Here is a 26,069-nt window from a genome sequence, read left to right on the forward strand (position 1 = left end):
CCCACACAGATGATTGCTTTATATTGTTAAAGAACGTTTTGAGTCGCTTTAGCGTCTCAAGGGATGCGAATAATACACCCTTTATTTTTCGAGTCAACACTTAGTTTTAAACTTTCTTTTTGGAAGATTTAAAACCGAAGTTTTATTTAACTCTCTGAGTAGTTCGTGCCTCGCTATGCGTTGGCGTTTCCCGTCTCAGTGGGGTCGCATTATAGGGAGATCCGAAAACAGATCAACTCTTTTTTTAGATCTTTTTACTGTTCGAACAAAAATAGAACAAAACCACGTAAAACCATATGAAAACCTTCCTAAGATGATGCTTTTTTGTGCTCTTATTTATTATTTAATACAAATATCATTGCTATGTTTGATTTAGACGTTAAGATAGCAAGTTCACAATGTTAAATTAATGTTTATTTCCTGTTTATTGGTAGATCTAAAATGAAATTACCCGATCAAAAATCTTTTATCTTCTCTGTTATTCTTGCTGTAGTTGGTTTTGTTGTTGTTGAGTTCGCTTTAGGCGGCTTAGCTTTAAACCCTGCATTACTATTTGGTGCTGGTTTATTAATAGGTGCGATTGCTATTGCTGCAATGTCATCTGATGTGACTGAAGAAGCTGAAGTTAAAACAAAAACGCTTTATGTTGGTAACCTTCCTTATCGTGCAAACGAAGGTGTGGTTCGTGCATTATTTGAAGAACAAGGCAAAGTATTCAATGTTCGTTTATTAAAGGATAAGAATACTGGCAAGCGTCGTGGCTTTGGTTTTGTTGAAATGGCGCAAGCTGATGCAGACAATGCAATTGCTAACTTGAACGATAGCGAGTTCCAACAACGTACTTTAAAGGTACGTGAAGCAAAACAAAAACAAGAAGATGATTCTAATGCTCTACGTACTGAGACGGATCAGTCAGTGTAACTAGCTTTACCGCTAGCTTATTGCTAAACACATCAGCCGTTGCATAATATTGCAGCGGCTTTTTTATGTCTGTTAGTTTATTCACACACAAGTTAAGTTGGTTAAGTAGGTAGTTGACTCTGTTTGCTATCGCTACACCTGAATCAAGTAATTTTACATTCCCTTCAAAATACTGACTAATAGGCTCTGCTAATATTGGAAAGTGCGTACATCCTAATACAAGTACATCTATAGTTTTATCTATATGTAGGTCATCAAGCACTTGATGCAACTTGTTTGTATCCAAAGACTCTGTAAAAAAGTATTGCTCAGCTAAAGTTACTAACTCCACACTGCTATATAGATTAACGATTACATTACGTGCATGCTCAGTAATTAATGTTTTAGTGTATGAACTGGCGACCGTTGCCGGTGTGGCTAATAAGCCAATATGATTTGAACGTGTTAACTCTGCTGCAGGTTTTATTGCTGGCACAACACCTACTATAGGAATATCTGTCATTTGGCGAACAGCGCTAAGTGCAGATGTAGAAGCGGTATTACACGCTATTACAATTAAATCAACGTTAAGCGTATTAGCTTTGATGAAATGAATAAGTGAGCATAATCGGTTAATGATGGTTTTTTGGGATTGAGCACCATAAGGTAGTAATGCATTATCCATAAAATAACTGTACTGAGCATTAGGGATACTTTTCTTTATATGCTCAAGTACAGTAGTTCCACCAATACCTGAATCAAAAACCATTATATGCGCTGACAAACTACCGTTCCCACTTTACTTTAAGAACGGCAGTTTGCCATGAGGTATTTATAAAAGAAAGTAGTTTAACTTTGCGTGGTTTCTAAATCAGCAAGCCTGTCGGCTGCCGAATTTAACTGATTAAGGTTTTCGAACATAGACTTTGTGTAATCTACTAACTTATCTATTTGCTCCTGATCTTGATTTAACCATTGGAGAATGCCAGCTAGCTGATTTTGTAATCCAAGCTCACCCGCTTTTTCAAAAGCATTTTTAAGGTCGTCATTAAAAGGAGCTAAACCCTCCGCTACTTGTTTTTCTGGTGCTGGTCTATATTCTTCATAGCTTTTAACTGTTGCTATTGTTTTTGTTTGGCGTAAATCCATAGAAAAAGCCACCAGCTGATCGCTGTCTAAACTCAGCTCTTGTGCTTGTTCAAATGCTTCATCTAAATCACCACCAAAAAAGGTTTTACTTAAATCTTGTAAGTCTTCCATCATTACATTAATAGCTTCTTGCTCTTGCTCATTTAAGTCACCATTAACCGACATCGAAAATGATACCTGTCGAGATTGCGATGATGAGCTTGCAAACGACTCGCCATTATTGTTTTGCTGATAGCCACTTGCCGACTGAGATTCAAATGCATCTGCAAAGCTAATACTTACCTCGTCACCTTCTGCGGTGGTAAATTTATACTCTGCATTACTCGTCATACTAACATATTGAGCCTGGCTTATATTTACGCTGGCTGGTTGTGGGTTAAATAACGACTCTTCAAACTTATCGAGCCCATAGTAAATTCCCTCTTTGGACTTATTAATCCCCTCTTCCATGTCATCATTAAATACGCCTGTACCTTTGAGTTCATCAACAGCGTCGTCAATCCCTATTTGGACTCCTTTGCGCGCGTCGCCTAACATATCTTTGAGCTTTTCGTCATCAGCGCCGTTAGCTTTTGCTTTATTAACAGCACTACTTACAAAATCGAGTACGTTTTTTACTATTTCATCAAAATCAAATAGTGGTTTATCTGCTTTTTTTTCTGCGATAGGCAATCCAAGCTGCTCAGCCATTTTATCGCCAAGCACCTTTGCAGCCAACTCTCGGCCTCGTTGTTGATAGCTATCTTGAGGAGACGTAATTGTAGGTTGCTGTATATCAGCTTTATTATTGAATTTATTGATGTTGTTGTTTGGCGTAAAGCCATAATTACCTATTTTCATGATTCGTCTCCTAAGCGTGCGTAGTTTATTATCGGCTGTAACAATAAAAACTAAAGTACAATGTTCAATAAAACAGCATAAATGCTAGCCAAAACTAGACAAATACGCAGCGCTCCCTACAATAGCGCCGATAAACAGATCTTAGATAAGGTAGTAGCGTTAATGGCAGTTATTAAAATAGATACCACACAGTACCAAGCGCAGTTAAGTGAAAAAGAGCAGCGTATTAGTGCGCAGTTTCAACGTTTTGGTGTGGAGCAACTAGAAGTATTTAGCTCAGAGCCAACTAACTACCGCCAACGTGCTGAATTTAGAGTATGGCACGACGGTGACGATCTGTTTCACATTATGTTTGATCAACAAACAAAAGAAAAAATCCGTGTTGATACATTTGATCCAGCAGCGCCTCTAGTAGGTGAAATAATGCAGGTGATGATTGAAAATCTTAAGCCTTGTGAAATATTACGCCGTAAGTTATTTCAAATCGATTACCTATCAACGCTAAGCGGTGAAATTTTAGTAAGCTTGCTTTATCACAAACCACTGGATGATGAATGGTTAAGTGAAATTAAAGCACTGAAAGAAAAGCTTAGCAGTAAATACAAAATTGACTTTATAGGCCGAGCTCGCAAACAAAAAGAAGTACTAGGTGATGACTTTGTAACTGAACGTTTAACAGTTAATGGTCAAGAGCTTATATACCAACAAGTAGAAAATAGCTTTACTCAGCCTAATGCAAAAGTAAATATTAATATGCTGGAGTGGGCACAAGATTTATGTAAACCACTTAAAAATGATTTACTAGAACTGTATTGTGGTAACGGTAACTTTTCAATTGCATTAGCGGGCTGTTTTAATAAAGTATTAGCAACAGAAATATCAAAATCATCTGTTCACTCTGCTCAATACAACATTGCTAAAAACAACGTAGAGAACTTAGATATTATTCGTATGTCGAGTGAAGAGTTTACTCAAGCAATGAATGGCGAGCGTACTTTCTCTCGTTTAGATGGTATTGACCTTAAAAGCTATGACTGCCAAACCATATTAGTTGATCCACCACGCGCGGGCATGGATGAATTAACGTGTGACTTAGTGGCTAATTACGAAAACATAATTTATATATCGTGTAATCCTGAAACCCTTGAGCGTGACCTTGATCACTTAACACGTACGCATAACGTTAAGCGCTTTGCTATATTTGATCAGTTCCCTTATACGCATCACATTGAGTCGGGTGTTTTCTTGCAGCGCAAATAAATACGCTCAGTAAACGTTACCCATAAAAAAGCTCCTTGTAGGAGCTTTTTTAGTTTTAGCTAAACTTACTTGTTAGCTAAGTAATTAATCAGTTTGCTAATATCTTCTGGTTCAGTAATACCCGACTCACGACCTAGGTTTAATTTATACTTACCATTTACAATAAATGTAGGTACGCCACGTAGTGCGCCTTTTTCTTTAAAGTAGTCTTGATCTCGTTTCATTTTAGAGCTTAGCGTACGTACCGAGAAGCTTTTAAACAGCTTATCAAACTTATCGCCATCAACGCCCTGCGCTACAAATATATCTTTTACATCTGCAAGCTCATTAAAACTAGCGCGCTTTGTATGAATATGATTAAAGATTGCAGAGACAATTTTATCTTTTTGCGGAAGCACTTCTGCAGTAGCGAGTGCTTGGCTCATCATCTGTTGGTTTTCTGGGTCGCGTACACCTACAAAATCAACATGGCTCTTTTTAAATTTAACGTTTTTATCAAGCTTAGGCTTAAACTCACCAATTAGTGCTTCCATGTTATTACATGCAGGGCAGTAAAATGAGAAAAACTCTTTAATTTCTGGCTTTTTAGTTGCGCGCTCAGAAACAACGTCGTAATGCACGCCTTCTTCATACGTTGCTGCAAAGCTTGTTGCCGCCATAGGAAGTAGTACTGCAAGCAAACCTGCTTTAACTAATTTAATCATTATTATGCTCCGAAATTTATAGTGCTAATAAAAACGCTACTAACTCATCAAGTTCTTTTTGATTTTTGATGGTGTTGAGGTTTATTTTATATTTATCGTTAACAATAAAAGTAGGTACACCTGTAAGTGCGCCTAATTTTGAATATTTATTTTGTTTGTTTTGCATTGCTTGCTCAGCCGAAATAACTGGCATGCTTGCAATTTCTTGATCAAACGTTGCGCTATCAATACCGTTTACTTCAAGTAATTTTTTAACGTCTTTCATTTCAGTTAAAGGAGCACGCTGAACATGAATACTTTTAAAAATTTGATCGCTAATACTCTGCGCCTGACCATGCTGCTTAGCAATTAAGTAGGCAAAGCTTAAATTACTTTGTGCTTGTGGCGACACGCCACCTAAAAAGTTCACGTGGTTTTTAATAAACTCAGCGCCTTCTGGCAGGCCTTGTTCAATTGCTTTTGCTACTGGTTCAAACTTAAAACAATGTGGACAGTAAAATGAGAAAAATTCGGTTACTTGTGGTGATGTACTTTTGTCTACATCAATAACAGTGTATTGATTATCAACTTCAAACTGTGCAGCAAGTGCTGCAAATGGTAAACATAAAAGTAATAAACTCAGTTTTAATTTTTTAAGCATTTGTATCTCGTTGTACTTGTCTTTAAATAAAATATTACGGCAATAACTTTAACGGTGCTTCTTGCAGTGCTGCAAGTTGCTCCTTCAGTGCTAAAATTTGTTGCTCCCAGTATTTGTCATCAGCAAACCATGTAAAGTTCCGCACAAAGGCAGGATCGCTCCATCGTTTAGCTACCCATCCCATATAATGGATAATACGCATCGCTCGCAGCGGTTCAATTAATTTGAGTTGAGAGTGATCAAAATCACAAAACTCTTCATACGCATTCACAAGGGTGTCTAACTGTAACAGTTGCGTCGCTCTATCGCCACTGAGCATCATCCATAAATCTTGGATTGCAGGACCTTGGCGGCTGTCATCTAAATCAACAAACATGAGCGCATCACCTGCCCACAAAATATTACCAACGTGGCAGTCACCATGTAAGCGAATACTTTGCACATCTTTATACTGTTTTTGCGCCTGCTCTATCACTAAATCTAAAATAGTATAAAAGGCAGTATTTATTCCCATAGGCACTAAGTTACTTTTTTGAAGATGAACTTTGGCTGTATGTAAATACTCCTCGCAGGTAACTGTTGGCCTATAAGTAAAAGGCTTTGTTTTAGCTACTTGGTGCATACGGCCAATTAAACGCCCCATTACATCAAGCTGATCTAAGTTATCAACCTCAAATAAACGCCCGCCTACACTTGGAAACAACACAAACAAATAACCTTCGTGTTCAAACAAGCTTTGCCCATTATATAAAATAGGGGCAACAACAGGCACTTCCGCTTCTGCCAGTTCAAATGCAAAGTCATGCTCTTCTTGAATTTGCTCTTTACTCCAGCGCTCTGGGCGATAAAACTTCACTACGTAACGCAGGCCATCATCGGCTTTAAATTGGTACACCCTGTTTTCATAGCTATTGAGTGCCAACAAACCAGATTCGGCGTACACACCTACGCTTTCTATTGCATCGAGTATTAGGTCAGGTGTTAAGTCAATAAAACTAAATTTACTCATACTCTTCTTATATAAAATAAAAAGCGGGTTATATACCCGCTTTTGTTAATTGCTATATCAACTTACCTATTTAAGGTAGGTTGTGATTATCGCGCTTTAAAAAAGTTACTCGACTGCGATATTGTCTCATCCGGCTCATCTACCGGTGAAAGCACAAAGTTAAACTCTGTCATCGACACCTTCAAATCATAAGGGTCCATTACAAGCGACAATGGCACATTATGAGATTGCCCTGCCTGCACAGTAAATGACTGCTTACCAATATACTTAAAGTTATCTAACCCTTGCACTTTAATATTAAAGGTTTGCTCGTACTGCGCTTTATTAATTACCTTTAATGTATAGGTGTTCTCTACTAAACCATCAAAATCGACACGATATAATTGATTTCGATCACGAATGATATCAAAGTCCATTGTTTTACGCAGCGCTATATTAGCTACAAGTGCTCCCGTAAGCACAACAAGTATGACCGTGTAACCAATGATTTTAGCTCGTAGTGGATTCGTTTTATTTTCTGGGGTTTCGAGGTTTCGCTCTGTCGTATATGAAATAAGCCCACGCGGGTATTCCATTTTATCCATTACGCCATCACACGCATCAATACATGCACCACAGTTAATACACTCAGCTTGTAACCCATTTCTAATATCAATACCTGTTGGGCACACTTGAACACACAAGTTACAGTCTATACAGTCGCCTAGCTCTAAATCTTCATGATCTACTTTACGTGAACGAGGACCACGGCTTTCACCACGGCTTTCGTCGTACGTTACAGTGTATGTATCTTTATCAAACATAGCTGATTGAAAACGAGAGTAAGGGCAAATGTGTAAACACATAATTTCTCGCATCCAACCGGCATTACCATAGGTACACGCAGCAAAGAAAATAATACTGACTAGTGCATAACCACCCACGTTAAACGTTACAAAATCAGGAAGTAACTCTCTGATTGGCGTAAAGTAACCCACAAAAGAAATAGCGGTATATAACGAAAACAATACCCAACTAGTATGCTTTGCCGTTTTACGCCAAAACTTATCAAAATTCATGGGTCTTTGATCGAGTTTTTTACGCTGATTAGCTGTGCCTTCAAGCTTTTCTTCAAACCAAATAAAAATAAAGGTCCAAACAGTTTGCGGACATGTGTAGCCACACCACACCCGTCCATAGAAGGTGGTCACTAAAAACAGCGCAAATGCTGCCAGCATAAAAATAAACGCTAATATGGTAAAATCTTGAGGCCATAGCGTTAAACCAAAAATATTGTATTTTTGACCAATTAGATCAAACAGTACTGCTTGCTGGCCGTTAAAATTAATCCAAGGAAGTAACATAAACGCAAGTAGGCCTAAAAAGCCAATGCGCTGCCTAAGTAATTGATGTAGGCCTTTTACGGCACGCACATAAATACGATTTCGGGGATTGAACCTATCATCTTGACGGCTTAAATCCGGTTTTTGGATTTTCACCTCTACAGGGATATTCTTTACTTTAATTTGCTTGTCCATCGAAGTTCCTCAACGCCGCTTGGAAATAAAAATCCAGCAATACTCAAGTACTCTATACTTAAAGCTAGCAAGTTACTTGCTAGGCAGATTTACTTTAATAAATTGCCTTCTCGAATACTTTCAGATATTTCAGAAATATCTGACTGCTGTTAACCATTATAACAATGTTGGTTAAAATTACTGGCATAGATCGCTAATAATTTATTCATCCCAGTTACTTGCTTTTACAATGCAGTTTATTACACTGCATGGTAATTCAACCCTACTTAGATCAAGGTTTACGTATCCATGAAAAAATTTATTATTTTGGTAGTTGTGATCCTTGCCTTTTTTACAATCGATCATCCGCTTATAAAAGAACCTCGCGAAAGGTTATTAGGTGAAGGCATTGGTTTTTTAAGTGATGCAAGTAAGGTTAACAGAAGCCCTGCTGCAAATATGGCTAAAAATAGAATCAGCACTCAACTTAAATTGTCTGAATCTGAGGGTGAGTACGTAGAAAAAACGTTTACAACAGATGACTCTGTTCAGTTATTTCACCTACGCTATTGTCGTGAACGTGACTTAAACCTTTATTTTTATGGCGATCGTTTAAATACAGTATGTAAAATAGTGACTGAAGCATTAGAGCAAAAGCGAGCAAAGTAGTGGATTTTTCAGGATTAAATAAAAAAGCAAGCGACTCATTTCATAAACAACGCAATATGCTCAAGCAATTGGCACAAGGCAAAACGTTAAAGTGTGAGAAGTGTAATGGGGTTTTAACACTTAATTTAGCCACCAGTGAACCTGGTAAAGGCGTAGTAAAGTGCAAACAAGGCTGCACGGATATTATATTAGAGCTAGGCACTTAGATTAAACTAAGCGCCTGGTATTAATAATTACTCTTCCCAACTCTCGTCGGTTATCAAACCGCTATTAATTGCGACCACTTCAATTAGTTCAGCAAACCCTAATGCAAAGTCACCCATTGATTCATATTGGTACTGACGCAAGGCTTCTATAGTCATGTTATTTTGTTTGGCAATCTGAGCTATTGCAAGCTGGTCGAGTGCAAAAAAGCTTAATGTACTTAACGCACTTTCTAATGCTTGTTTAAAGTCAGTGTCTAATTGCGGTGCATTTAACAAAGGCTCTGCGTAAGCTTTGGTTGCAACTAAGAAACCTTTACTCCATGACTTACAAAACTCAGCATCAAATGTGTTAGGTAATTTGTATCCTGTTTCAAATACTTGCTCACTAATTTTATGATATAGCGCCATAAACAAGAAAAGTACTTCTTCATCTAAATCATTAGCTGTATTTGGTAATATCTGCTCAAGCCACTCATGCACATCTAATGGATTGGGCGAACAAATAACGCCAAATAAATAGCCTTGGCTTTGTACAAGGGTCATTGCTTGAGATTGGGTATTTAAAAATGTGCTGAGCTGCTTTGCGTGCAGCTCAGTAAATTGGGGTATTTGCATTAAAACTCTTTATATTCAAACATTAAAAGTTGAGCGGGTAACGACCTTGACTATCTGGTCGGCCTAAAAATTTAACCGCATCATGTACATCTTTAGGTAAGCTAGCATCTGGTTTTACATAACCTGCCACACTAAAGTCGAAATTAGCTTTAAGTGTAGCATCTGCCTCAAGGCCAAGCGTATTATCTGGGTCAATTAATATAGCAATATCGCCCGACTTACAGCTTAACTTACCAGCCAGAGGGCCAATATTAAACCACCCATTTAAGCCTTGCACGTCAATATTAGGGCTCGCTATTTCACCTTTTAGTGAATCACAATAAGGTGCACCTGAGCTGTATTCATCAAGTTCTAAAATTACACGTCCTTTAGCGGTAACAGGTAGGGGAAGCTGCACGCGCTGCATTGCACGCTCTACTGTTGAGCGCACTAGGCCGTCAGTCACTTTAACTTCTTGATTAAAAAGCCCATAACTTACATCAGCATAACCCGAGATATCACTACGCTCTCGTGCATTACCAAACTTCACATTCGCATTTAGCTTGCCTGTAAATAACTTCCAGCCAGCAATGTCCCAGCGCACATTATTTAACTGTTCACCATCAAAACGAACTTGCATCATTTGACCTTGCCAAACAGTGCCTACAGTTTGCCCTACTTCTAATTGCTTTGGAAAGTACGGTTTTGCTATATCTAGTGCAATATGTGCTGGTAATTTAATAATACAAAACACAATAAAACTAATTAAAAAGACAGCCGATAACGTTATTATTTTTTTCATTAATTAATTCTCTAATACTAAACGGCTTACACGCACATAGCCTGATTTATCATCGCGGCTCAAATCTAAGTTTTCAATTTTTAAACCATGCTGATTTACTAGCTCATCTAGCCATTCTATTAACTGATTAAATTCTACAGAGTCGAGCGTCAAACGTAGCGAATCACTACTTGGCTGCATTTTACTAATACTTATTTGATGGCGCCCACGTGTAGAATTAACAATTTGGCTTAAGTTTGCATTGCTAGCAACACTGGTGTTACCCGCAGCCTTTAGTTTAACAATACTGTCATCAACCCAAGCTAATAGCTCTTGTTGTTTAATTTGAGATTGCTGTGCCTTTTCTATCGCATTATTTAATGGTCGAAATATTCCCATTACTAAAACAAAAATAATAAACACGCCACCAGCGACCATTACCAATTGTTGTTCTTGCTCTTTAAGCGAGCGCCATTGTTGCATTAACTGCTTTTTCATACTGCACCTCGCAGTTTAATTTCACCAACGACATAATCACCGTCATTATTTAAAGACCCTTGCTCAACAGTTAAACCTTGTTTTTCAAGTATGATTTTTACTTTACCAAAAGTTTGGAAGTCTTTAGCGCGTGCACGAATGCGCAGCTCATTGCGACGTTTGTCATAACGAAGTGTTTCAGGTGTAAATTCGCTAACTTGCGAAAATACATCAACCAAATTAGTCGTTAAGTCTAAAAAGCCCGACTCACTTGAGCCTTGCACTTTATCTAACGCGCCTTTAATTTGGCTTTTAATTAGATTGGGGCGAACTTTAGTTCCTGGAAATGCTTTTTGGTATCTGTCGACTACTTGAGCTTTAGCTAATTCTACTTGTGTATTAAGTTGGTGTAACTCAATAGCTTTTATTGTAATCGTAGAAACCAATGCAACACTTGCTATAATTGCGGCGCCTTTCCAGTAACCCCACCATAAAGCGCTTTGCTTTTTAAGCTGATACATACCTTGGCGTAAGTTAAAATTAACGCTATCTAACTGCTTTGCAAATAATGCTAGAGGTAAGTCGTACTCACTTGTTTGCGCTTGTAAGTTAACGCTTTCTGGAAACTGACTAGCTGGGCTAAAATGCTTAATATCAGGATTACCCATGGCTGTTAAGTAGCCATTTAACCAACTAGATTCAACCGCACCTATGTGCCATTGCCCTCGCTTAAATAACCATTGGTTATTGAGCTCGATAGCGGTGACTGCGCCATCATCTGCAAGCGGTAACAACAAAGCATCGGGTAATATTCTGTATACTGATAGATTATGCTCTACAAATAATGCGAGCCATTGTTCAAACCATTCACGGTCTGTCATTGCTACACGAATTGCATGTTGCTCACCAAGCATTGTCGGCTGCGCTACTGCTATAAACAGTTCATCTACGTCACATGCTATATCTTCTTCAAGCATGTATGGCAATGCTTGCTCAAGCTTGCGATTCCATTTTGTTGGCAAAGCGACCGTTTTTAATTGCACTTGATCACTGGGTAACAACACGACCACTTCTCGGGTAAGTGCTTTTTCGCTTAGCTCACTTAAATGCTCTGCATTTGGTAACTCGCCACTGGCTATTATTTCTTGTTCTTGTGGTGAGTAAATTAACCAATTAAGCAATTCTTGCTCGGTTTGACCCGTGCGGATCAACAGTATTTCTGTCACTGTACGCCTCCAAATTTTCGCGCCAGTATCGTTACGTCACCGTCTTTAGCGTGCAGTAATGTGGTCATCGAAAAACGCAGGTCGACAAAATTTGCCTGCGTTTGTAATTTAAAATATTCGCTTTTAATACTAAATAAACTTTTGACTGAGTCGGTATTAGTACCGCCTTGTTGCTTCACCTGTTCAAAAAATTCATCAATGGTGTCAAAGCCTGTTTGCGGTCTTGCACCTATCACAGCCTCTGCACCAGATAAGCTCAAGCTTTCTATTAAGGCACTGAGTATGAGTGCTTGCTCTGGGATTAATGTATTTACGTTAATAGATAAAAGCGTACTGCCTGGTATTACACATACATATGGCAGTACTTTTTCCATCACTAATGGGTTAAAGCCCTTAACCAGGCGTAATTCCGATGTTGATGCAAATAAACTATTGGCTGTCATATACGGAAAATCTCGTGATAAGTACTCGTCTTCTTCTGCGCCTGAGCGATATGTAATACTGTCCTCGTCAAGCCAATCAAATACGCTATCTGCCATTGTCTCTTCTGATTCATCAGCAGGTAAATCTTCAATGTTTTCAAGTAATGCAAATAGTGCTTTATGTGCAGGGTTTGTTTTACTTGCGCTATTTTCTTCTGCCGCTATGGCTAAAGCATTTAAATTTAGACATGCTTGTAAATCAGTAATTTTGCCACTTAACGTGCCGTTATCAACAGGGTATGAAGCATCCCCTTGAGTTGCCCAAACTTGATCAAGTGTTGTTTTATCAGCATCATCTTTTTTACTTTGTATTAGCCCTTTAATAGCAAGCTCTTCTGCACCGTAAGCGTACCATTTAGCTTGCTGGTGACCTTGCAAATTAGTACTTTTTTGCACTTGAACCATTAAATTAGCGCTCATTTCTACTGCTAAAATAGCCGCTAATGCCACAATAAACAAAACAATAACAAGTGCTGCGCCGCGCGATGATTGCTGCTTAACCATTATTCACATCCGTACTTTGTGTAGCAACAACTTTGCCTTGCCCAGGAACTAAAAATACACGACGAATTGGCTCTGCTTCTATTTGTTGCAAAGTAACAGCAACCGCTTTAGGGAGAGCTTTAATTTCCCACTGTTCCTGCCATTCGTTTTTATCATCCAAAAACTCAAACTTAAGCTCTTCAACATTTTCTAGTACACGTTGAACTCGCGGCTCCATATTATCAAGCTGATCAACATAAACCCGATAAACACGCTCAAGGTTATCGTCTATCACTCTATAACCAACGGCTTGTAGTTCTGAACGTGGCAATAAATTAATTGGATTTATCCAGCCATCTCGTACAAACGCGATACCATCGTATTGGCTTTCTAAAACGTAACGACCAGCAAGTAAGTATTGTTCTTGAACATCACCAGATTCGTTTCGTACTGCACGTTTAGTCATTTGGCTAAAATCTTGATCCATTAACCTAAATGTTGTTTGCAACCCATTTAACTCAGCAATTTTTTCATCGGAGGCATCTTTTGCTCTTGTTGTCGTCTCGAGTATTTGATGAGTAGCAATAATAACAAAAGCTAAAATACCCAGTGCTACCATAACTTCAAGTAATGTAAACCCACGCTGCTTCACTTACTTTTTGCCTTTATTGAGATACGTTGATAACTCATATGCCGAATGCTCATATTTTTCATCCGTAAAAACATTTATGGTTAACTTAACAAAGCTTTTGTCAGCAGTGGCTGTTACTTCTTGCTGCCAAAACCATTCAACACCGCCCATTACTTCGCTGCCTTTAAGGTTATTTTTACCTTGCCATTGTTCGCCTTTAGTACGCTGTTCAATAATAACGTTTTCGGCGACCCAAGATGCATAGGTTTGCTCTTCAATAGTCGTTAGGTGGTGTATGTGCTCGCTTGTTGCTTGCATTGCAGCTATACCCGCCATGGCACAAATACTTAATGCCACTAACACCTCTAATAAAGTAAACCCTTTAGTGCGCTTCATTATTCTGGCTCTCGGCGAAAGTTTACTGGTGCAGCAAATTCACCTTCAATGTAATACACAGGCTCGCTTTGCTCTTTTAACTCTAATATAAGTTGAAACGCGCTTACCTCACCTGATGACAAAATAAGTACTTGTGGGATTTTCAACTTTTTAAGCTCAAGTAAGCTGTCTTCATCGCCGCCACTCATAAGTTCGCGCCAGTTAGATTGCTCTAAGAGGTTATCTTGCGCCCACGCTAAATCTTCTAAGTTAAGAGTGAGCTTTAATCTTTCATCTAACTCTATTGGTTTAAAAAGGTCTTCACGGTCAAAGGTAATCCACTTTTCACCATCGAAAACTAAATACTCTAACGTATTTTCTTCTACTAATAAGCCCAATTCAACTTGGTTTAAAATGGCAAATTCCGATGCCATGTTAATGGTGGTATGCAGCCTTAATGCTTGAGTATCTAACTCTTCCTCAGCACCGCCTTCTAAGCTATATACCACCATTTTTGTAGCAAAAGCGATGATCACTAATACCACTAAAATTTCTATTAAACTGAAGCCTCTGCTTTTTGCATGGCGCTGCTTAAGGCTTGCTTTCATAGCAAGCCTCTAGCATTAACATGTTCATACAAAGCAGTGTACTTAAACATTATTGTTTTTCTTCGTCCCAGTTACCGATATCGTCATCAGTACCTACTTCACCATCTGGGCCCATAGAAAAAATATCAAACTTGCCAATTTCACCTGGGCTAATTAGCTGATATAGATTACCCCATGGATCTTCTGGTAATTCATTAATAAAACCACCGTCAGGGAAACGTTTTGGAACCGGTTCAATGCTTGTTTGAGTAACTAGCGCTTCAAGACCTTGCTCTGTGCTTGGGTAGCTCTTATTTTTAAGCTTGTATAAGCTCATTGCATCTTCTAATTGTTGAATATCTAGATGCGCTTTATCGATAGCAGCCTCTTCTTGCTGACCCATAATGTTAGGTGCAACAATTGACATAATCATTCCGATGATAACCAGTACCACCATCACTTCTAGTAAAGAAAAACCTGATTGTTTATTCACGTAATTACCTCATTATTCTAAAAACATTAAGTAAAAATGGTTTAGGTAAAACCATTAATATATTTAAAAATTTATTCTAACTTAAAGTCCAACAGCTTTATTCATCGCCATTATTGGCTGCAATATTGCCATTACTATAAATAATACAATAACCGCCATTGAGGCGATCATCGCAGGCTCTAGTAGTTTAAGCGATACATTAACCATGCTCTCAAATTCGCGATCTTGGTTATTTGCAGCACGCTCTAACATTTGCTCTAGTTCACCTGATTTTTCACCACTTGCTATCATATGCAGCATCATTGGTGGAAACAACTTAGTTTGCTGAAGTGCAGCTCTTAAGCTTGCACCCTCGCTCACTCTATCGGATGCATCTGCAACCGCTTTTTTAATTTTTTCGTTAATTAATACACCGCCCGAGATACGCATCCCCTCGAGCAATGGTACCGAGCTTGACGATAAAATACTTAAAGTACGCGCAAAACGTGCAGTGTTAATACCACGAGCCACTTTACCTATACCTGGCATATGTAGCACTCGGTCATCCCACCAAAAACGTATTTTAGGCTGTTTAAGTGCATGCTTAATACCAATGGCTATAGCTGTAATAGCTATTAAACTAATAAACCAATAATTTTGTACAAAATGGCTGCCTGCCATAACCCATTCGGTTGTCCAAGGAAGTACTTGTTTTGTTTTTTCAAACGTTTTTAATATTTTTGGTACTACAGTACCAAGCAATACCGACACAATACCAATTGCAAATACCACTAAAATAATAGGGTAAACCATAGCCTGAGTTATTTGGCTACGCATATGTTGGCGCTGCTCGGTATAGTCGGCTAAACGATTAAGTACTTGGTCAAGGTGACCGGACTTTTCGCCTGCGGCTACCATTGCACGATATAAGTCGTCAAAAACATGAGGAAACTCACTAAGACCATCGGCAAGGGTGTAACCTTCGACTACTTTTGAGCGTACCGACATAAGCATCCGCTTTAAACGCGGCTTTTCGCATTGCTCAGCAACCGCCATAACAGCGCCTTCAACAGGAAGTGCCGATTGAATAAGTGTTGCTAATTGCCTTGTAATTAATGCTAAGTCTGAGGTTGAAATTGTCGGCTTAAAAAAGCCACCGAGTAAAGGGGCTTTTTCGCCTTTGACTTGTTTATCACTTTGCGCCGCAGGGACAACTTCAAGCGGCGTAAGTTTTTGATCACGTAAAGTTTGGCGAATTTGTTTAGCTGTATCGGCTTCTAAAATGCCTTTTTTTTCTTTACCTCGGCCATCTAAGGCACGGTATTCAAACGCCGCCATAGTTAACCTTCCTCACGGGTAACACGCAATACTTCTTCAAGTGTTGTTTTACCTACAAGTACACGGCTACAACCATCTTGGCGAATACTTGGGCTGCGCTTACGAATGTATTTCTCTACGCTTTGCTCGCCTTTACCGTTGTGAATCATTTCGCGTATTGTTTCATCAACTACAAGTAACTCGTGAATACCCGTACGACCACGATAGCCATTAAAGTTACACTCTTCACACCCTACTGCTCGATAAATTGTCGGTTGGCTTTCAAAAGGAACCCCTAACAGCTGGCATTCATGCTCATCAGCCGTATGACCTTCTTTACAGGTATTACACAATGTACGTACTAAGCGTTGCGACAATACACCGAGTAACGACGATGAAAGTAAGAATGGTTCAACACCCATATCTTCCATACGTGTAATTGCACCCGATGCGGTATTAGTATGCAGAGTAGACATAACAAGGTGGCCGGTAAGTGACGCTTGAACACCAATTTGCGCAGTTTCAAGGTCGCGTATTTCACCCACCATTACTACATCAGGATCTTGGCGTAATATTGCACGTAAACCACGTGCAAATGTCATATCAACTTTTGCATTAACTTGTGTTTGCCCAATGCCTGGAATTTCGTACTCTATCGGATCTTCAACGGTAAGAATATTGCGATCGCGTGAGTTAATTTGGCTCATACCAGCATATAGAGTGGTACTTTTACCAGAGCCTGTTGGCCCTGTTACTAAAATAATGCCGTGGGGTTTACTAATTAAATCTGAAAACAATGCACGGTTATCTGCGGTCATACCTAAATCTTCAAGGTTTAAACGCGCGTTGTTTTTATCAAGTAAACGCAGTACTACACGCTCACCAAAGCTCGATGGCATTGTAGACACACGCACATCAACTGCACGCCCGGCAATACGTAAGCTAATACGGCCATCTTGTGGAATGCGTTTTTCGGCTATATCAAGCTTAGCCATTACTTTAATACGAGACACAAGTAACGATGCAAGTTTACGATTAGGCTTAAGTACTTCTTTAAGCACGCCATCGACCCTAAAGCGAATAACAAGCTCTTGTTCGAAGGTTTCGATATGAATATCAGAAGCCCCTTCTTTAATCGCTTCACTTAGCATGGCGTTAATAAGCTTGATTATTGGCGCATCATCGTCACCAGCCAGTAAATCTTCAGTTTGCGGAAGTTCATCAGCAAGTGAGAATAAATCAACCTCGTTGCCAATATCTTCCATCATTTGTTGTGTTTCAGAGCTATCACGTTGGTATGACGCTTCAAGCAATAGCTCAAATTTATCATCAGCCAATTGCTCAAGTGTAAAACCATGGCCTGCGATACGGCGTACTTCTAATAGTACTTCCACATCTAGCTCACCACGGTAGTAAACTATGCGGTGATCTTTGTTTTTGCCAAGTAACACACCTGCACGTCTTGCATAGGAAAACGGCAAACGCTTTGCTGGTAACTCAACTAACACATCACTCGTTAATAGCTCATCCTGATTATGCGTTTTAGGATGAACCACATCTTGGTTTATCTCTTGAATCGCATTAGTCATCTTTACGCTCTTGTGCATTTTGTTTACGTAGAGACTCTTCATACGTAGGTGGAAGTACTAGTTCGTCATTCCACTCAGGTAAAATAGGCGTATCCGTCATTGGCATTAACTCAATACCATCTTCTTTTTGTTTAAACTGCTCACCACGAATAAAGTTATATTTATTAAAGCTTAACTTATTCATGCTTACACCATCACGAATAATGGTTGGGCGAATAAATACAATAAGATTACGCTTACGGCGCGTTGTATTTGTTGATCTAAACAGGTGACCTAAAATAGGGATATCGCCTAATAACGGTACCTTAGAAACACTTTCTTGTACGTCTTCGTCAATTAAACCACCAAGTACAACCATACCGCCATCATCGGCCATAACCGTTGTTTTAATTGCACGTTTATTAACTGAAATATCAACAGCAGTTGCACCACTTACGCTCGATACTTCTTGCTCAATAGTAAGTTGTACTGCAGAGCCATCGTTAATCTGTGGCGTAACTATCAGTTTAATACCGACTTCTTGACGCTCAACTGTTTGAAATGGGTTAGCATTATTACTGCCCGTTTGTGAGCCTGTAATAATAGGCACTTCTTGACCGACTAAAATAGAGGCTTCTTCGTTATCCATTGTAGTAATAGAAGGGGTAGCCAATATATTTGAATTTGTATCAGTGGCAACAGCCTGAATAATTGCGCCCCAATCATTTTTAACAACGCCCAGCGCTAAACCATTAATGCCACTTAGCAATGAAGCAAGCGCATCATAGTCACCCTCAGTCGTTTCGTCATAACTAGTAACGGTTCCAGTTTCTGTACCAATGATAGTTTTAGTTACGGTTGTATCTTGTGCTTGCTCTGCAGCAACAGCTAATGAACCCACGGGAACCGTAGTGCCGTTGTTAAACTGCAACATACCGCCCTGCTCAGAAATCCACTGCAGGCCTAAGTTAACCCCGTCGCCTTCCATTACTTCAATAATAATGGCTTCAACTAATACTTGGGCACGGCGAATATCAAGGCGTTCAATTACAGATTCAAGTGATCGCATTGTGTCTGGCTGTGCGGTAATAATTAATGAGTTTGAGTCAGGGTGAGACTCTATACTGCTTTCATTATTGCTTCTGCTACGAGTTTTAGTAGTACCGCCTTGTGCATCTTCAACAAGTGACTTACTAACACCCTGCAATACTTTGACTAAATCTTCAGCTTTAGCATAATTTAAGTAAAACACCTTGGTGTTACCTTGGCTTTCTAGCTCACCATCTAAGCGCTTAATGAGCTCAATAGCACGTGTACGTGCTTGGCCTTCACCACTTACAATAACGCTATTAGTTCGGCCATCAGCCACAACTTTTGGAATTAAGAATTCAGGTACGCTGCCTTTACCGCTGTCTTTATAAATATTGTCTACTACAGAGACAACATCATCAGCAGTCGCATATTTAAGCTTAACAATGTCTACACGTTTATCACCCGCTTGATCAACAGAGCGAATAATCTCAACTAAGCGATTAACCGATGCAGCATGACCCGTTAGCATCATTACGTTAGCCGCATTAAAGTTAGCAACGTGGCCACCATCTTTTTGATCGCTAAATTGACGAACTAAAGGACCAAGCTCCTGCACACTTACATTTTTAACACGTACAACACGCGTAATCATCATGTCGCCGCTAGCTTCACTACCTTCGTCAATAAGTGGCACATTTGATTTTTTAGCGTCTGAACTTTTTTCGACCTTAATTATGCCATTGTCCATTTCAACAGCTGAGTAGCCATAAACTTCCAATACATTTAAGAAGAACTGATAATAAAGTGCTTCGTCCATTAACTCATAACTGCGAACATTTACCTTTCCGCGCACGTTAGGGTCAATAATGACTGTTTTATTAAGGTTTTTACCAACAATATTAATGAACTCGTTGATATCAGTTCCTTTAAAGTTAGCAGCATATTCAACAGCAGAAACAGACAAAGAAATACTTGCCGCCAAAAAAAGTGCTGCGTACTTAGCTAACCCTTTTTTAATTTTTTTGAGGTGTAGCACCTGAACCATCGTATTAAAACTCCAAAGCTAAATTATTGCAGACTAAATTGCACATCAATTTGTTCACCATCACGTTCTATAGTGATATTGGCATCTGTACTATTACGCAGCTCATTAATAGCTGACATAGCCTGTTTTAAATCTGTTAATTGATAGCCATTTATAGAAATGGCTAAATCGTTATTTTTTAAACCCATTTGCTTAAACAGCTCAGGCTCTTTACCTGGACTTAAGCGATATCCAATTAGCTCACCATCATTCATGGCTTGTGAAACACGTATATAGTCAAATAGCTTGCCCGGCTCTTCGAGTAACTCTTCACGTGTTTCTATAATTGCTTCTTTAACGTCTGGATCTGCAGTGGCATCTATTTGTAGATCACTTGGTTCTAATTTTTGCGGACCCATTTCAGCATCATCACGCGCAGCGAGTACTGGCATAGATACTTTTTTACTAAAATCGAGTCCATCAAGCATTAATGTTTCAAAGCGTCCATTAACACTCAAAATAATACGATCCGGCAATATTTGTGCAACTTCAGCACGCGTGCCCGATACTACTTCATCAACAAGATAGCTAACTTGCTTACCTTGTGATTCAATAATTGCGATACCTGCTTTGTCATCGTTATTAACCGCTACGATACCGGTTAAATTGATACTTAAGCGCGTTTCTGGCGCATTATTTATTACCTGCGATTGCTTTGCAGTATTATTGTTGTTTGTTACAGTTTTTTTACCAAATAAAAATTGCTCAATAATATGCTGCGCTGAGTTGTTACTCGCACCAGATGACTGGTTAGCATAATGAGTAGGGGTAAGTAGAGTTACTGGTGGTTTTGGCCACAAAAGCCAAACAAGTTTTGATAATAAAAATGCAAGATAAACAACAACTAACAGTGTCACTAATGCACTTAACTTAGCATGCGGTAAACGAGTTAAAAATTGTTTTAGTTGTTGGATTTGCTGTTCCATAAATAGTGTTCTTATTTTAATTTACTGCGTTAGCGCGTACCCATAGTACCCTTTCATTTTTCTTTCAACAAGCACACTAATATTAAACTTTGTAAACAGATTAAATTAACTTTACATAACAGTACAAAAAGTAAACTGCCGTTGTAATACCTTCATCCTACGATGATTTCATGATAAATTTTAAGCTATAAAAACGTGGGGAAATGCCTTATGAGTAAAAAAAGTAATGCTAATACCAGCTCAGACCCTGTAGATGGGTTAAAAGTTCGATTAGATAAATGGTTATGGGCTGCGCGATTTTATAAAACTCGTGCAGTTGCACGCGAAATGGTGCAAGGCGGCAAAGTACATTATAATGGGCAACGTACAAAAGCGAGTAAAATAGTAGACGTTGGCGCAAAAGTAAAACTGGCTCAGGGCGTAGATGAAAAGCTGATAACTATACTCTCAGTGCTTGAAAAACGTCAAAGCGCCCCCATTGCACAGACCATGTATCAAGAATCTGATGCAAGTATTGCTAAACGCGAAGAGAACAGCATCGCACGCAAAAATAACAGCTTTTTTGCTCCTCATCCGGATAAAAAACCGGATAAAAAGCAAAGACGCGAACTTTTAAAAATGAAATCAAGTTAGGTATAGCCGCTCATGCAACAAGATTTACTTCACCGTTATTTATTCAACGAACTAGATGTTCGTGGCGAACTCGTACAAATCGAGAATGCTTATAATGAAATGATTGCCGACCATAATTACCCAGACCCTGTTAAAGCATTACTAGGTGAGTTACTTGTTGCAACCTGTTTATTAACCGCCACTTTAAAGTTTGAAGGTGAAATTGCAGTACAGCTTCAAGGTGATGGACCAGTTAAATATGCAGTTATAAATGGTGATGATAAACAAAACATGCGTGGTATTGCACGCCTGCAAAGCGAAATTACGGGCACAACTGTAAAAGAGCTTATTGGTCAAGGCTATATGGTGATCACTATTACACCAAGTAAGGGCGAACGTTACCAAGGTATAGTTCCGCTAGAGCATGATACTCTGAGTGAATGTATCGAAAGTTACTTTGAGCAGTCAGAGCAATTAAAAACACGCCTTTGGTTTGCAACCGACACAACAGAAGGTAGCGCAAAAGCATGTGGTCTATTTTTACAAGTACTCCCAGTTGATAAACAAAAATCAATTGAAGACTTTGCACACCTAGAAGCATTAAGTAACACCATTAAAGATGAAGAACTATTACACCTTGATGCTAATACTGTCCTTACGCGCCTTTATCACGAAGATAATCCTCGCGTATTTGAACCTCAAGCGATTAAATTCAAATGTGGTTGTAGTCGTGATAAAACAATTACTGCACTTGTTAATATTGGACAAGAAGAACTACTCAAAGACGTAGCTGAAAAAGGGTCTGTTAATATTAACTGTCATTACTGTTTAAAAGAGTATGTTTTTAACGAACAAGATATAAAAAGCATTTTCAACTAAATGTTCAGCTTCATCTATATATAGTAATTAAAGCCGCAAAATATGCGGTTTTATATTATAAAAAGATGATACCGGTGTCATCTTTTCTGCTAATTTCATGACACCGGTATCATTGAAATTATTCATGTTTTTTCTTAAATATATGTGTTTTTAGAGGCTTTACGGGCTCGAATATCTTAAAACCTTCTGTTACTATAATTTCAGTTTAAGGGCACTGATAACCCCAGAGCTATCCGTTCAAACTCTCACACATAGTTAGGTATAAACATGACTACAGGCGCTACACGTTTTGTCGATTTAACCGCAGCTGAACTTGTCGAGCATGCGATCCGCCGTGGCGAAGGTACTTTAGCCGCAAATGGTGCTTTTGTTGCAATTACAGGAAAACGAACTGGTCGTTCACCAAAAGATCGTTTTATTGTTCAAGAAGCGACAACTCAAAATGATATTCAATGGGGCAACGTTAATCGTCCATTTGATGCAGACAAATTTGACGCATTATGGGCTCGCGTAGAATCACATGTTCAAAGTAATGACCACTTCACCTCTCACCTAGAAGTTGGCGCAGACCCTGAGCATTATCTACCTGTAGTTGTAACTACAGAAACAGCGTGGCACCATATTTTTGCCAAAAACATGTTTATCGAACCGCAGAACTATAACGCTTCAAACTTACCACAATGGCAAGTAATGAACGTTCCTTCGTTTGTATGTGAGCCAGAACGTGATGGCACAAATAGCGATGGCACCGTCATTATTAACTTTGCACAGCGTAAAGTATTACTAGCAGGTATGCGTTACGCCGGTGAAATGAAAAAATCGATGTTTTCTGTACAAAACTTCCTACTACCAGCAAAAGGTGTATTACCAATGCACTGTTCTGCTAATGTTGGTGAAGCAGGCGATACAGCATTATTCTTCGGTTTATCTGGTACGGGTAAAACAACACTTTCAGCAGACCCTACTCGCTTTCTAATTGGTGATGACGAGCACGGCTGGGCACCTGGAAGCGTGTTTAATATTGAAGGCGGTTGTTATGCTAAATGTATCGACCTGTCACAAAAGAATGAACCTGTAATTTGGAATGCTATTCGCTTTGGCACTATTTTAGAAAATGTAGTGTTAGATGAAAAAGGCGTTCCAGATTTTAACGATACTAGCCTTACTCAAAATAGCCGTGCAGCATATCCACTTGAACACGTTGAAAAACGTAAAGTAGAAAACCGCGCAGGCGAACCTAAGGCTGTTGTATTTTTAACTTGTGATGTAAGCGGTGTATTACCACCGGTATCTATACTTAGCGAAGAAGCTGCTGCTTTTCACTTTTTAAGTGGATACACAGCAAAAGTTGGTTCTACTGAGATTGGTTCAACTAGCGATATTGAATCAACATTTTCGACATGTTTTGGCGCACCATTCTTCCCACGCCCTGCTGGTGTTTACGCTGAGCTTCTTATGAAGCGTGTACGCGAGTTTGGCGCTAAGGTGTACCTTGTGAATACAGGTTGGACTGGCGGCCCTTACGGCACAGGTAAACGTTTTGATATCCCGACTACTCGCGCAGTAATTGATGCAATCGTATCTGGTAAATTAGCGGGTGTTGAAACTCAGCACATTGATGTTTTAAACCTAGATGTACCGGTAGCAGTTCCAGGTGTAGATACTAACTTACTTAATCCTATTAATACGTGGGAAGATAAAGCTAAGTACAATGAATATGCAGCAAAACTTGCCGCAGACTTCACTGAAAACTTTGCTAAGTATGACGTATCAGACGATATAAAAAATGCAGGACCTAAAGCTTAAATAAGCTTCAAGCTTGTATTTTAACGCCAGCCAAGGGCTGGCGTTTTACTTTCTAAATACCTAATTTAATAAGTGCGACAAAATGCCGCACAACTCATATCAAAAACCATATAATATACTGCGTAATTAATCATTCCTTAATGCCCAATAAACCTGCATTACTCATTACGGCTATTTAATTAATGACACTAAAGCTTTCATGGCAAAAAATATTCAGGCGGTTACATTTATACTTAGGCCTATCAGTAGGTGTTTTACTTACTATTATCACTTTTTCTGGCTCTATATTAGTTTACTATCCGCAAATAGACTTACTGCTAAATCCAGCAAATGACGCTACTACAAACATAAAAACGCCTAATTGGGAGCAAGCATATAATACGCTAAGAGCCAATTTCCCTTCAAAGCAAGGGCCATGGCGATTAGAAAACACAGGTATAAACTCAGTAATTCCCGCGCGATACTACAATCCAATAGAAACAAAAGAGCAAGGCTTTGCTCCCTTAATGGTATGGCTATCTAGCAGTAGTGATAAAGTAATACGTAAAAACTATTGGGGAAAATACTTAGTAACTTGGATGTACAACTTACATTTTTCATTACTAACAGGAACAACAGGCACACTTGTTGTTGGCTATATAGGTTTAGCCTCAATAGTTCTTCTTATTTCTGGATTCTTTGCTTGGCTTCCAAAGTATGGCCAGTGGGTAAAGTCACTAAAATTTAAATCTCGTAGCACTAAAATAGGTTTGCTATACGACTGGCATAAACTAATTGGTTTAACCTTCTGCATACCGCTACTAGCTTTAACTGTTACAGGTGTTATGCTCGCTATTCCAAAACAAACAGATCCTATATTAACCGCTCTAGTTAGCGATATAAACTCCCCACCAAAAACACAAATTCAACCGAGCAAACAAACCAATATTCCTTTATCACAAGCGGTATTAATAGCTGAAAAAGCATTACCGAGTGCGCGTTTAGCTTGGATTGAAACACCCTCAAACTTAAATGCTATTTACAGATTTAGATTTCAAACTGTAGACGATCCTTCGTATCGCTTTCCACATAGCTATATAGAGGTTAATGCACTTACAGGAAAGTTAGAGAGCGTGTTTAATATAGATAAGCAAAGTACGGCTAGTAAAATAAAAAACTGGATACACCCTCTACATGACGGCAGCATTGGCGGTAACATTTTAAAAGTCATTTGGGTGCTGAGTGGCTTTGGATCTGCTGCATTGTTCTTTATTGGCGTATATAGGTGGTTAGTTAGAACCAAGAGAATATAAAAATAAAATAAACTTTACGCCAATCTCCCTAGTTAAATGATCTATTTGAGGACAAAGATTTCTTTATTTCGTTGTTCTCGCCAATTACTCCTAAGTTGCTCAACCTTCTGTATCCATGCAATCGTATATCAGAAATTTCTAACGCAATTAACGTCAAGTTCAATCCACCAAATTGATTAGGTATTATTGCCGATTAGTATAATTATCAGGTATGTGTATTTATTCTGCACGCGCTAAAACTACAGTTAGTTACAGATGTAATGCGGTAAATCACTTAGGTAAACTTAGCGCACAATAGTGCCACCCAATTAATTGCTTACTAGTGTCTGTAAATAAGGCTATATACCTAATGGGAATGTCTAATAGGCTACTGAATAGTTAAAGCAAGGCTCTTTACAATGTGAAGCCTGCGTAATGTCACGATACCCACAGCGGTGGAGAGTCACGTAGTAAATGCTACTTTATTGGCCGAATGGGGTATTGAGGGTTTTTGTTGTGATTCTAGCGTCGGGAGTCGCTATGCTCGCCTGCCCTACGTGATGCGTGTTGATGTAGTGTGCATTAATTGCGCG

At 39.0% G+C, this 26,069-nt stretch carries 27 protein-coding genes; 8 read left to right on the forward strand and 19 right to left on the reverse strand.

Annotated features, from left to right (window positions below):
- Nucleotides 1–441 precede the first annotated feature (441 nt).
- A complete protein-coding gene (locus I6E70_RS19465; RefSeq protein ID WP_007582860.1) occupies nucleotides 442–921 on the forward strand; it encodes an RNA recognition motif domain-containing protein in 480 nt (159 codons plus the stop codon).
- Here I6E70_RS19465 and murI read toward each other — a convergent pair.
- The gene (murI, locus tag I6E70_RS19470; protein ID WP_197189405.1) at nucleotides 884–1,684 is read right to left on the reverse strand and encodes a glutamate racemase; all 801 of its coding nucleotides are present in this window, start codon (nucleotides 1,682–1,684) and stop codon (nucleotides 884–886) included. The two genes, I6E70_RS19465 and murI, sit on opposite strands and share 38 nt — an antisense overlap.
- A 65-nt stretch (nucleotides 1,685–1,749) precedes the next feature.
- Nucleotides 1,750–2,889: a DUF5610 domain-containing protein gene (locus I6E70_RS19475; protein WP_197189406.1), complete on the reverse strand. Its 1,140-nt coding sequence runs from the start codon at nucleotides 2,887–2,889 to the stop codon at nucleotides 1,750–1,752.
- A gap of 162 nt (nucleotides 2,890–3,051) precedes the next feature.
- On the opposite strand from I6E70_RS19475, the gene trmA reads away from it, so the two are divergent.
- Nucleotides 3,052–4,149: a tRNA (uridine(54)-C5)-methyltransferase TrmA gene (gene trmA, locus I6E70_RS19480; RefSeq protein WP_197161877.1), complete on the forward strand. Its 1,098-nt coding sequence runs from the start codon at nucleotides 3,052–3,054 to the stop codon at nucleotides 4,147–4,149.
- Nucleotides 4,150–4,214: 65 nt separating this feature from the next.
- Here trmA and I6E70_RS19485 read toward each other — a convergent pair whose 3' ends face one another.
- The 4 genes from I6E70_RS19485 to ccoG all read right to left on the reverse strand — a co-directional run bounded on the left by I6E70_RS19485 (nucleotide 4,215) and on the right by ccoG (nucleotide 8,019).
- Nucleotides 4,215–4,853, reverse strand: a complete 639-nt coding sequence (locus I6E70_RS19485; protein ID WP_010555409.1) for a thiol:disulfide interchange protein DsbA/DsbL — start codon at nucleotides 4,851–4,853, stop codon at nucleotides 4,215–4,217.
- Between the two features lie 16 nt (nucleotides 4,854–4,869).
- Nucleotides 4,870–5,493 carry a thiol:disulfide interchange protein DsbA/DsbL gene (locus I6E70_RS19490; protein ID WP_007586563.1) on the reverse strand — a complete coding sequence of 208 codons (624 nt, stop codon included), beginning with the start codon at nucleotides 5,491–5,493 and terminating at the stop codon, nucleotides 4,870–4,872.
- Nucleotides 5,494–5,527: 34 nt separating this feature from the next.
- Nucleotides 5,528–6,502, reverse strand: coding sequence for a serine/threonine protein kinase (locus I6E70_RS19495; RefSeq protein WP_024591441.1), 975 nt, complete (start codon nucleotides 6,500–6,502; stop codon nucleotides 5,528–5,530).
- Between the two features lie 86 nt (nucleotides 6,503–6,588).
- A complete protein-coding gene (gene ccoG / locus I6E70_RS19500) occupies nucleotides 6,589–8,019 on the reverse strand; it encodes a cytochrome c oxidase accessory protein CcoG (protein ID WP_007586568.1) in 1,431 nt (476 codons plus the stop codon).
- Between the two features lie 288 nt (nucleotides 8,020–8,307).
- Here ccoG and I6E70_RS19505 point away from each other — a divergent pair, with 288 nt between their 5' ends.
- Both I6E70_RS19505 and I6E70_RS19510 read left to right on the forward strand, forming a co-directional pair.
- A complete protein-coding gene (locus tag I6E70_RS19505; protein ID WP_007586569.1) occupies nucleotides 8,308–8,667 on the forward strand; it encodes a hypothetical protein in 360 nt (119 codons plus the stop codon).
- Entirely contained in the window at nucleotides 8,667–8,873 is a 207-nt protein-coding gene (locus I6E70_RS19510; RefSeq protein WP_007586570.1) for a hypothetical protein, read from the forward strand. Before I6E70_RS19505 ends, I6E70_RS19510 begins: the two co-directional genes overlap by 1 nt.
- Nucleotides 8,874–8,900: 27 nt before the next feature.
- On the opposite strand, the gene I6E70_RS19515 is transcribed toward I6E70_RS19510, so the two are convergent.
- The 13 genes from I6E70_RS19515 to gspC all read right to left on the reverse strand — a co-directional run bounded on the left by I6E70_RS19515 (nucleotide 8,901) and on the right by gspC (nucleotide 20,908).
- Nucleotides 8,901–9,488: a UPF0149 family protein gene (locus I6E70_RS19515; RefSeq protein WP_197189407.1), complete on the reverse strand. Its 588-nt coding sequence runs from the start codon at nucleotides 9,486–9,488 to the stop codon at nucleotides 8,901–8,903.
- 22 nt (nucleotides 9,489–9,510) lie between these two features.
- The gene (locus I6E70_RS19520) at nucleotides 9,511–10,269 is read right to left on the reverse strand and encodes a type II secretion system protein N (protein WP_007586576.1); all 759 of its coding nucleotides are present in this window, start codon (nucleotides 10,267–10,269) and stop codon (nucleotides 9,511–9,513) included.
- A 3-nt stretch (nucleotides 10,270–10,272) separates the two neighbouring features.
- Nucleotides 10,273–10,746, reverse strand: a complete 474-nt coding sequence (gene gspM / locus I6E70_RS19525; RefSeq protein ID WP_010555411.1) for a type II secretion system protein GspM — start codon at nucleotides 10,744–10,746, stop codon at nucleotides 10,273–10,275.
- Nucleotides 10,743–11,951 (reverse strand): type II secretion system protein GspL, encoded by a 1,209-nt coding sequence (gene gspL / locus I6E70_RS19530; RefSeq protein ID WP_197189408.1) that lies wholly within the window; start codon nucleotides 11,949–11,951, stop codon nucleotides 10,743–10,745. Before gspL ends, gspM begins: the two co-directional genes overlap by 4 nt.
- The gene (gspK, locus tag I6E70_RS19535; RefSeq protein ID WP_197189409.1) at nucleotides 11,948–12,937 is read right to left on the reverse strand and encodes a type II secretion system minor pseudopilin GspK; all 990 of its coding nucleotides are present in this window, start codon (nucleotides 12,935–12,937) and stop codon (nucleotides 11,948–11,950) included. Before gspK ends, gspL begins: the two co-directional genes overlap by 4 nt.
- Complete coding sequence (gene gspJ, locus I6E70_RS19540; RefSeq protein WP_010555413.1) at nucleotides 12,930–13,568, reverse strand: type II secretion system minor pseudopilin GspJ; 639 nt, start codon at nucleotides 13,566–13,568, stop codon at nucleotides 12,930–12,932. The genes gspK and gspJ overlap by 8 nt, the downstream gene beginning before the upstream one ends.
- The gene (gspI, locus tag I6E70_RS19545) at nucleotides 13,569–13,943 is read right to left on the reverse strand and encodes a type II secretion system minor pseudopilin GspI (protein WP_002962039.1); all 375 of its coding nucleotides are present in this window, start codon (nucleotides 13,941–13,943) and stop codon (nucleotides 13,569–13,571) included.
- On the reverse strand, nucleotides 13,943–14,530 hold the full coding sequence (locus I6E70_RS19550) for a pilus assembly FimT family protein (RefSeq protein WP_010555414.1): 588 nt from the start codon (nucleotides 14,528–14,530) through the stop codon (nucleotides 13,943–13,945). Before I6E70_RS19550 ends, gspI begins: the two co-directional genes overlap by 1 nt.
- Nucleotides 14,531–14,579: 49 nt before the next feature.
- Entirely contained in the window at nucleotides 14,580–15,002 is a 423-nt protein-coding gene (gene gspG / locus I6E70_RS19555) for a type II secretion system major pseudopilin GspG (RefSeq protein ID WP_007586585.1), read from the reverse strand.
- Between the two features lie 81 nt (nucleotides 15,003–15,083).
- The gene (gene gspF / locus I6E70_RS19560) at nucleotides 15,084–16,319 is read right to left on the reverse strand and encodes a type II secretion system inner membrane protein GspF (protein ID WP_002962033.1); all 1,236 of its coding nucleotides are present in this window, start codon (nucleotides 16,317–16,319) and stop codon (nucleotides 15,084–15,086) included.
- A gap of 2 nt (nucleotides 16,320–16,321) precedes the next feature.
- The gene (gene gspE, locus I6E70_RS19565) at nucleotides 16,322–17,887 is read right to left on the reverse strand and encodes a type II secretion system ATPase GspE (protein ID WP_010555415.1); all 1,566 of its coding nucleotides are present in this window, start codon (nucleotides 17,885–17,887) and stop codon (nucleotides 16,322–16,324) included.
- Nucleotides 17,880–19,943 (reverse strand): type II secretion system secretin GspD, encoded by a 2,064-nt coding sequence (gene gspD, locus I6E70_RS19570; RefSeq protein WP_007586587.1) that lies wholly within the window; start codon nucleotides 19,941–19,943, stop codon nucleotides 17,880–17,882. The genes gspE and gspD overlap by 8 nt, the downstream gene beginning before the upstream one ends.
- Before the next feature lie 23 nt (nucleotides 19,944–19,966).
- Complete coding sequence (gene gspC, locus I6E70_RS19575; protein ID WP_024591433.1) at nucleotides 19,967–20,908, reverse strand: type II secretion system protein GspC; 942 nt, start codon at nucleotides 20,906–20,908, stop codon at nucleotides 19,967–19,969.
- Nucleotides 20,909–21,118: 210 nt separating this feature from the next.
- Between gspC and hslR the strand changes: the two genes are divergently transcribed.
- The 4 genes from hslR to I6E70_RS19595 all read left to right on the forward strand — a co-directional run bounded on the left by hslR (nucleotide 21,119) and on the right by I6E70_RS19595 (nucleotide 25,497).
- Nucleotides 21,119–21,541 carry a ribosome-associated heat shock protein Hsp15 gene (gene hslR, locus I6E70_RS19580; RefSeq protein ID WP_007586590.1) on the forward strand — a complete coding sequence of 141 codons (423 nt, stop codon included), beginning with the start codon at nucleotides 21,119–21,121 and terminating at the stop codon, nucleotides 21,539–21,541.
- A gap of 12 nt (nucleotides 21,542–21,553) precedes the next feature.
- Nucleotides 21,554–22,399: an Hsp33 family molecular chaperone HslO gene (gene hslO / locus I6E70_RS19585; protein ID WP_007586592.1), complete on the forward strand. Its 846-nt coding sequence runs from the start codon at nucleotides 21,554–21,556 to the stop codon at nucleotides 22,397–22,399.
- Nucleotides 22,400–22,666: 267 nt separating this feature from the next.
- Complete coding sequence (locus tag I6E70_RS19590; protein ID WP_007586595.1) at nucleotides 22,667–24,205, forward strand: phosphoenolpyruvate carboxykinase; 1,539 nt, start codon at nucleotides 22,667–22,669, stop codon at nucleotides 24,203–24,205.
- 182 nt (nucleotides 24,206–24,387) lie between these two features.
- Nucleotides 24,388–25,497: a PepSY-associated TM helix domain-containing protein gene (locus tag I6E70_RS19595; protein ID WP_197189410.1), complete on the forward strand. Its 1,110-nt coding sequence runs from the start codon at nucleotides 24,388–24,390 to the stop codon at nucleotides 25,495–25,497.
- Nucleotides 25,498–26,069 lie beyond the last annotated feature (572 nt).

It is taken from the genome of Pseudoalteromonas sp. NGC95 (assembly GCF_015864705.1).
Lineage (GTDB): Bacteria > Pseudomonadota > Gammaproteobacteria > Enterobacterales > Alteromonadaceae > Pseudoalteromonas > Pseudoalteromonas arctica.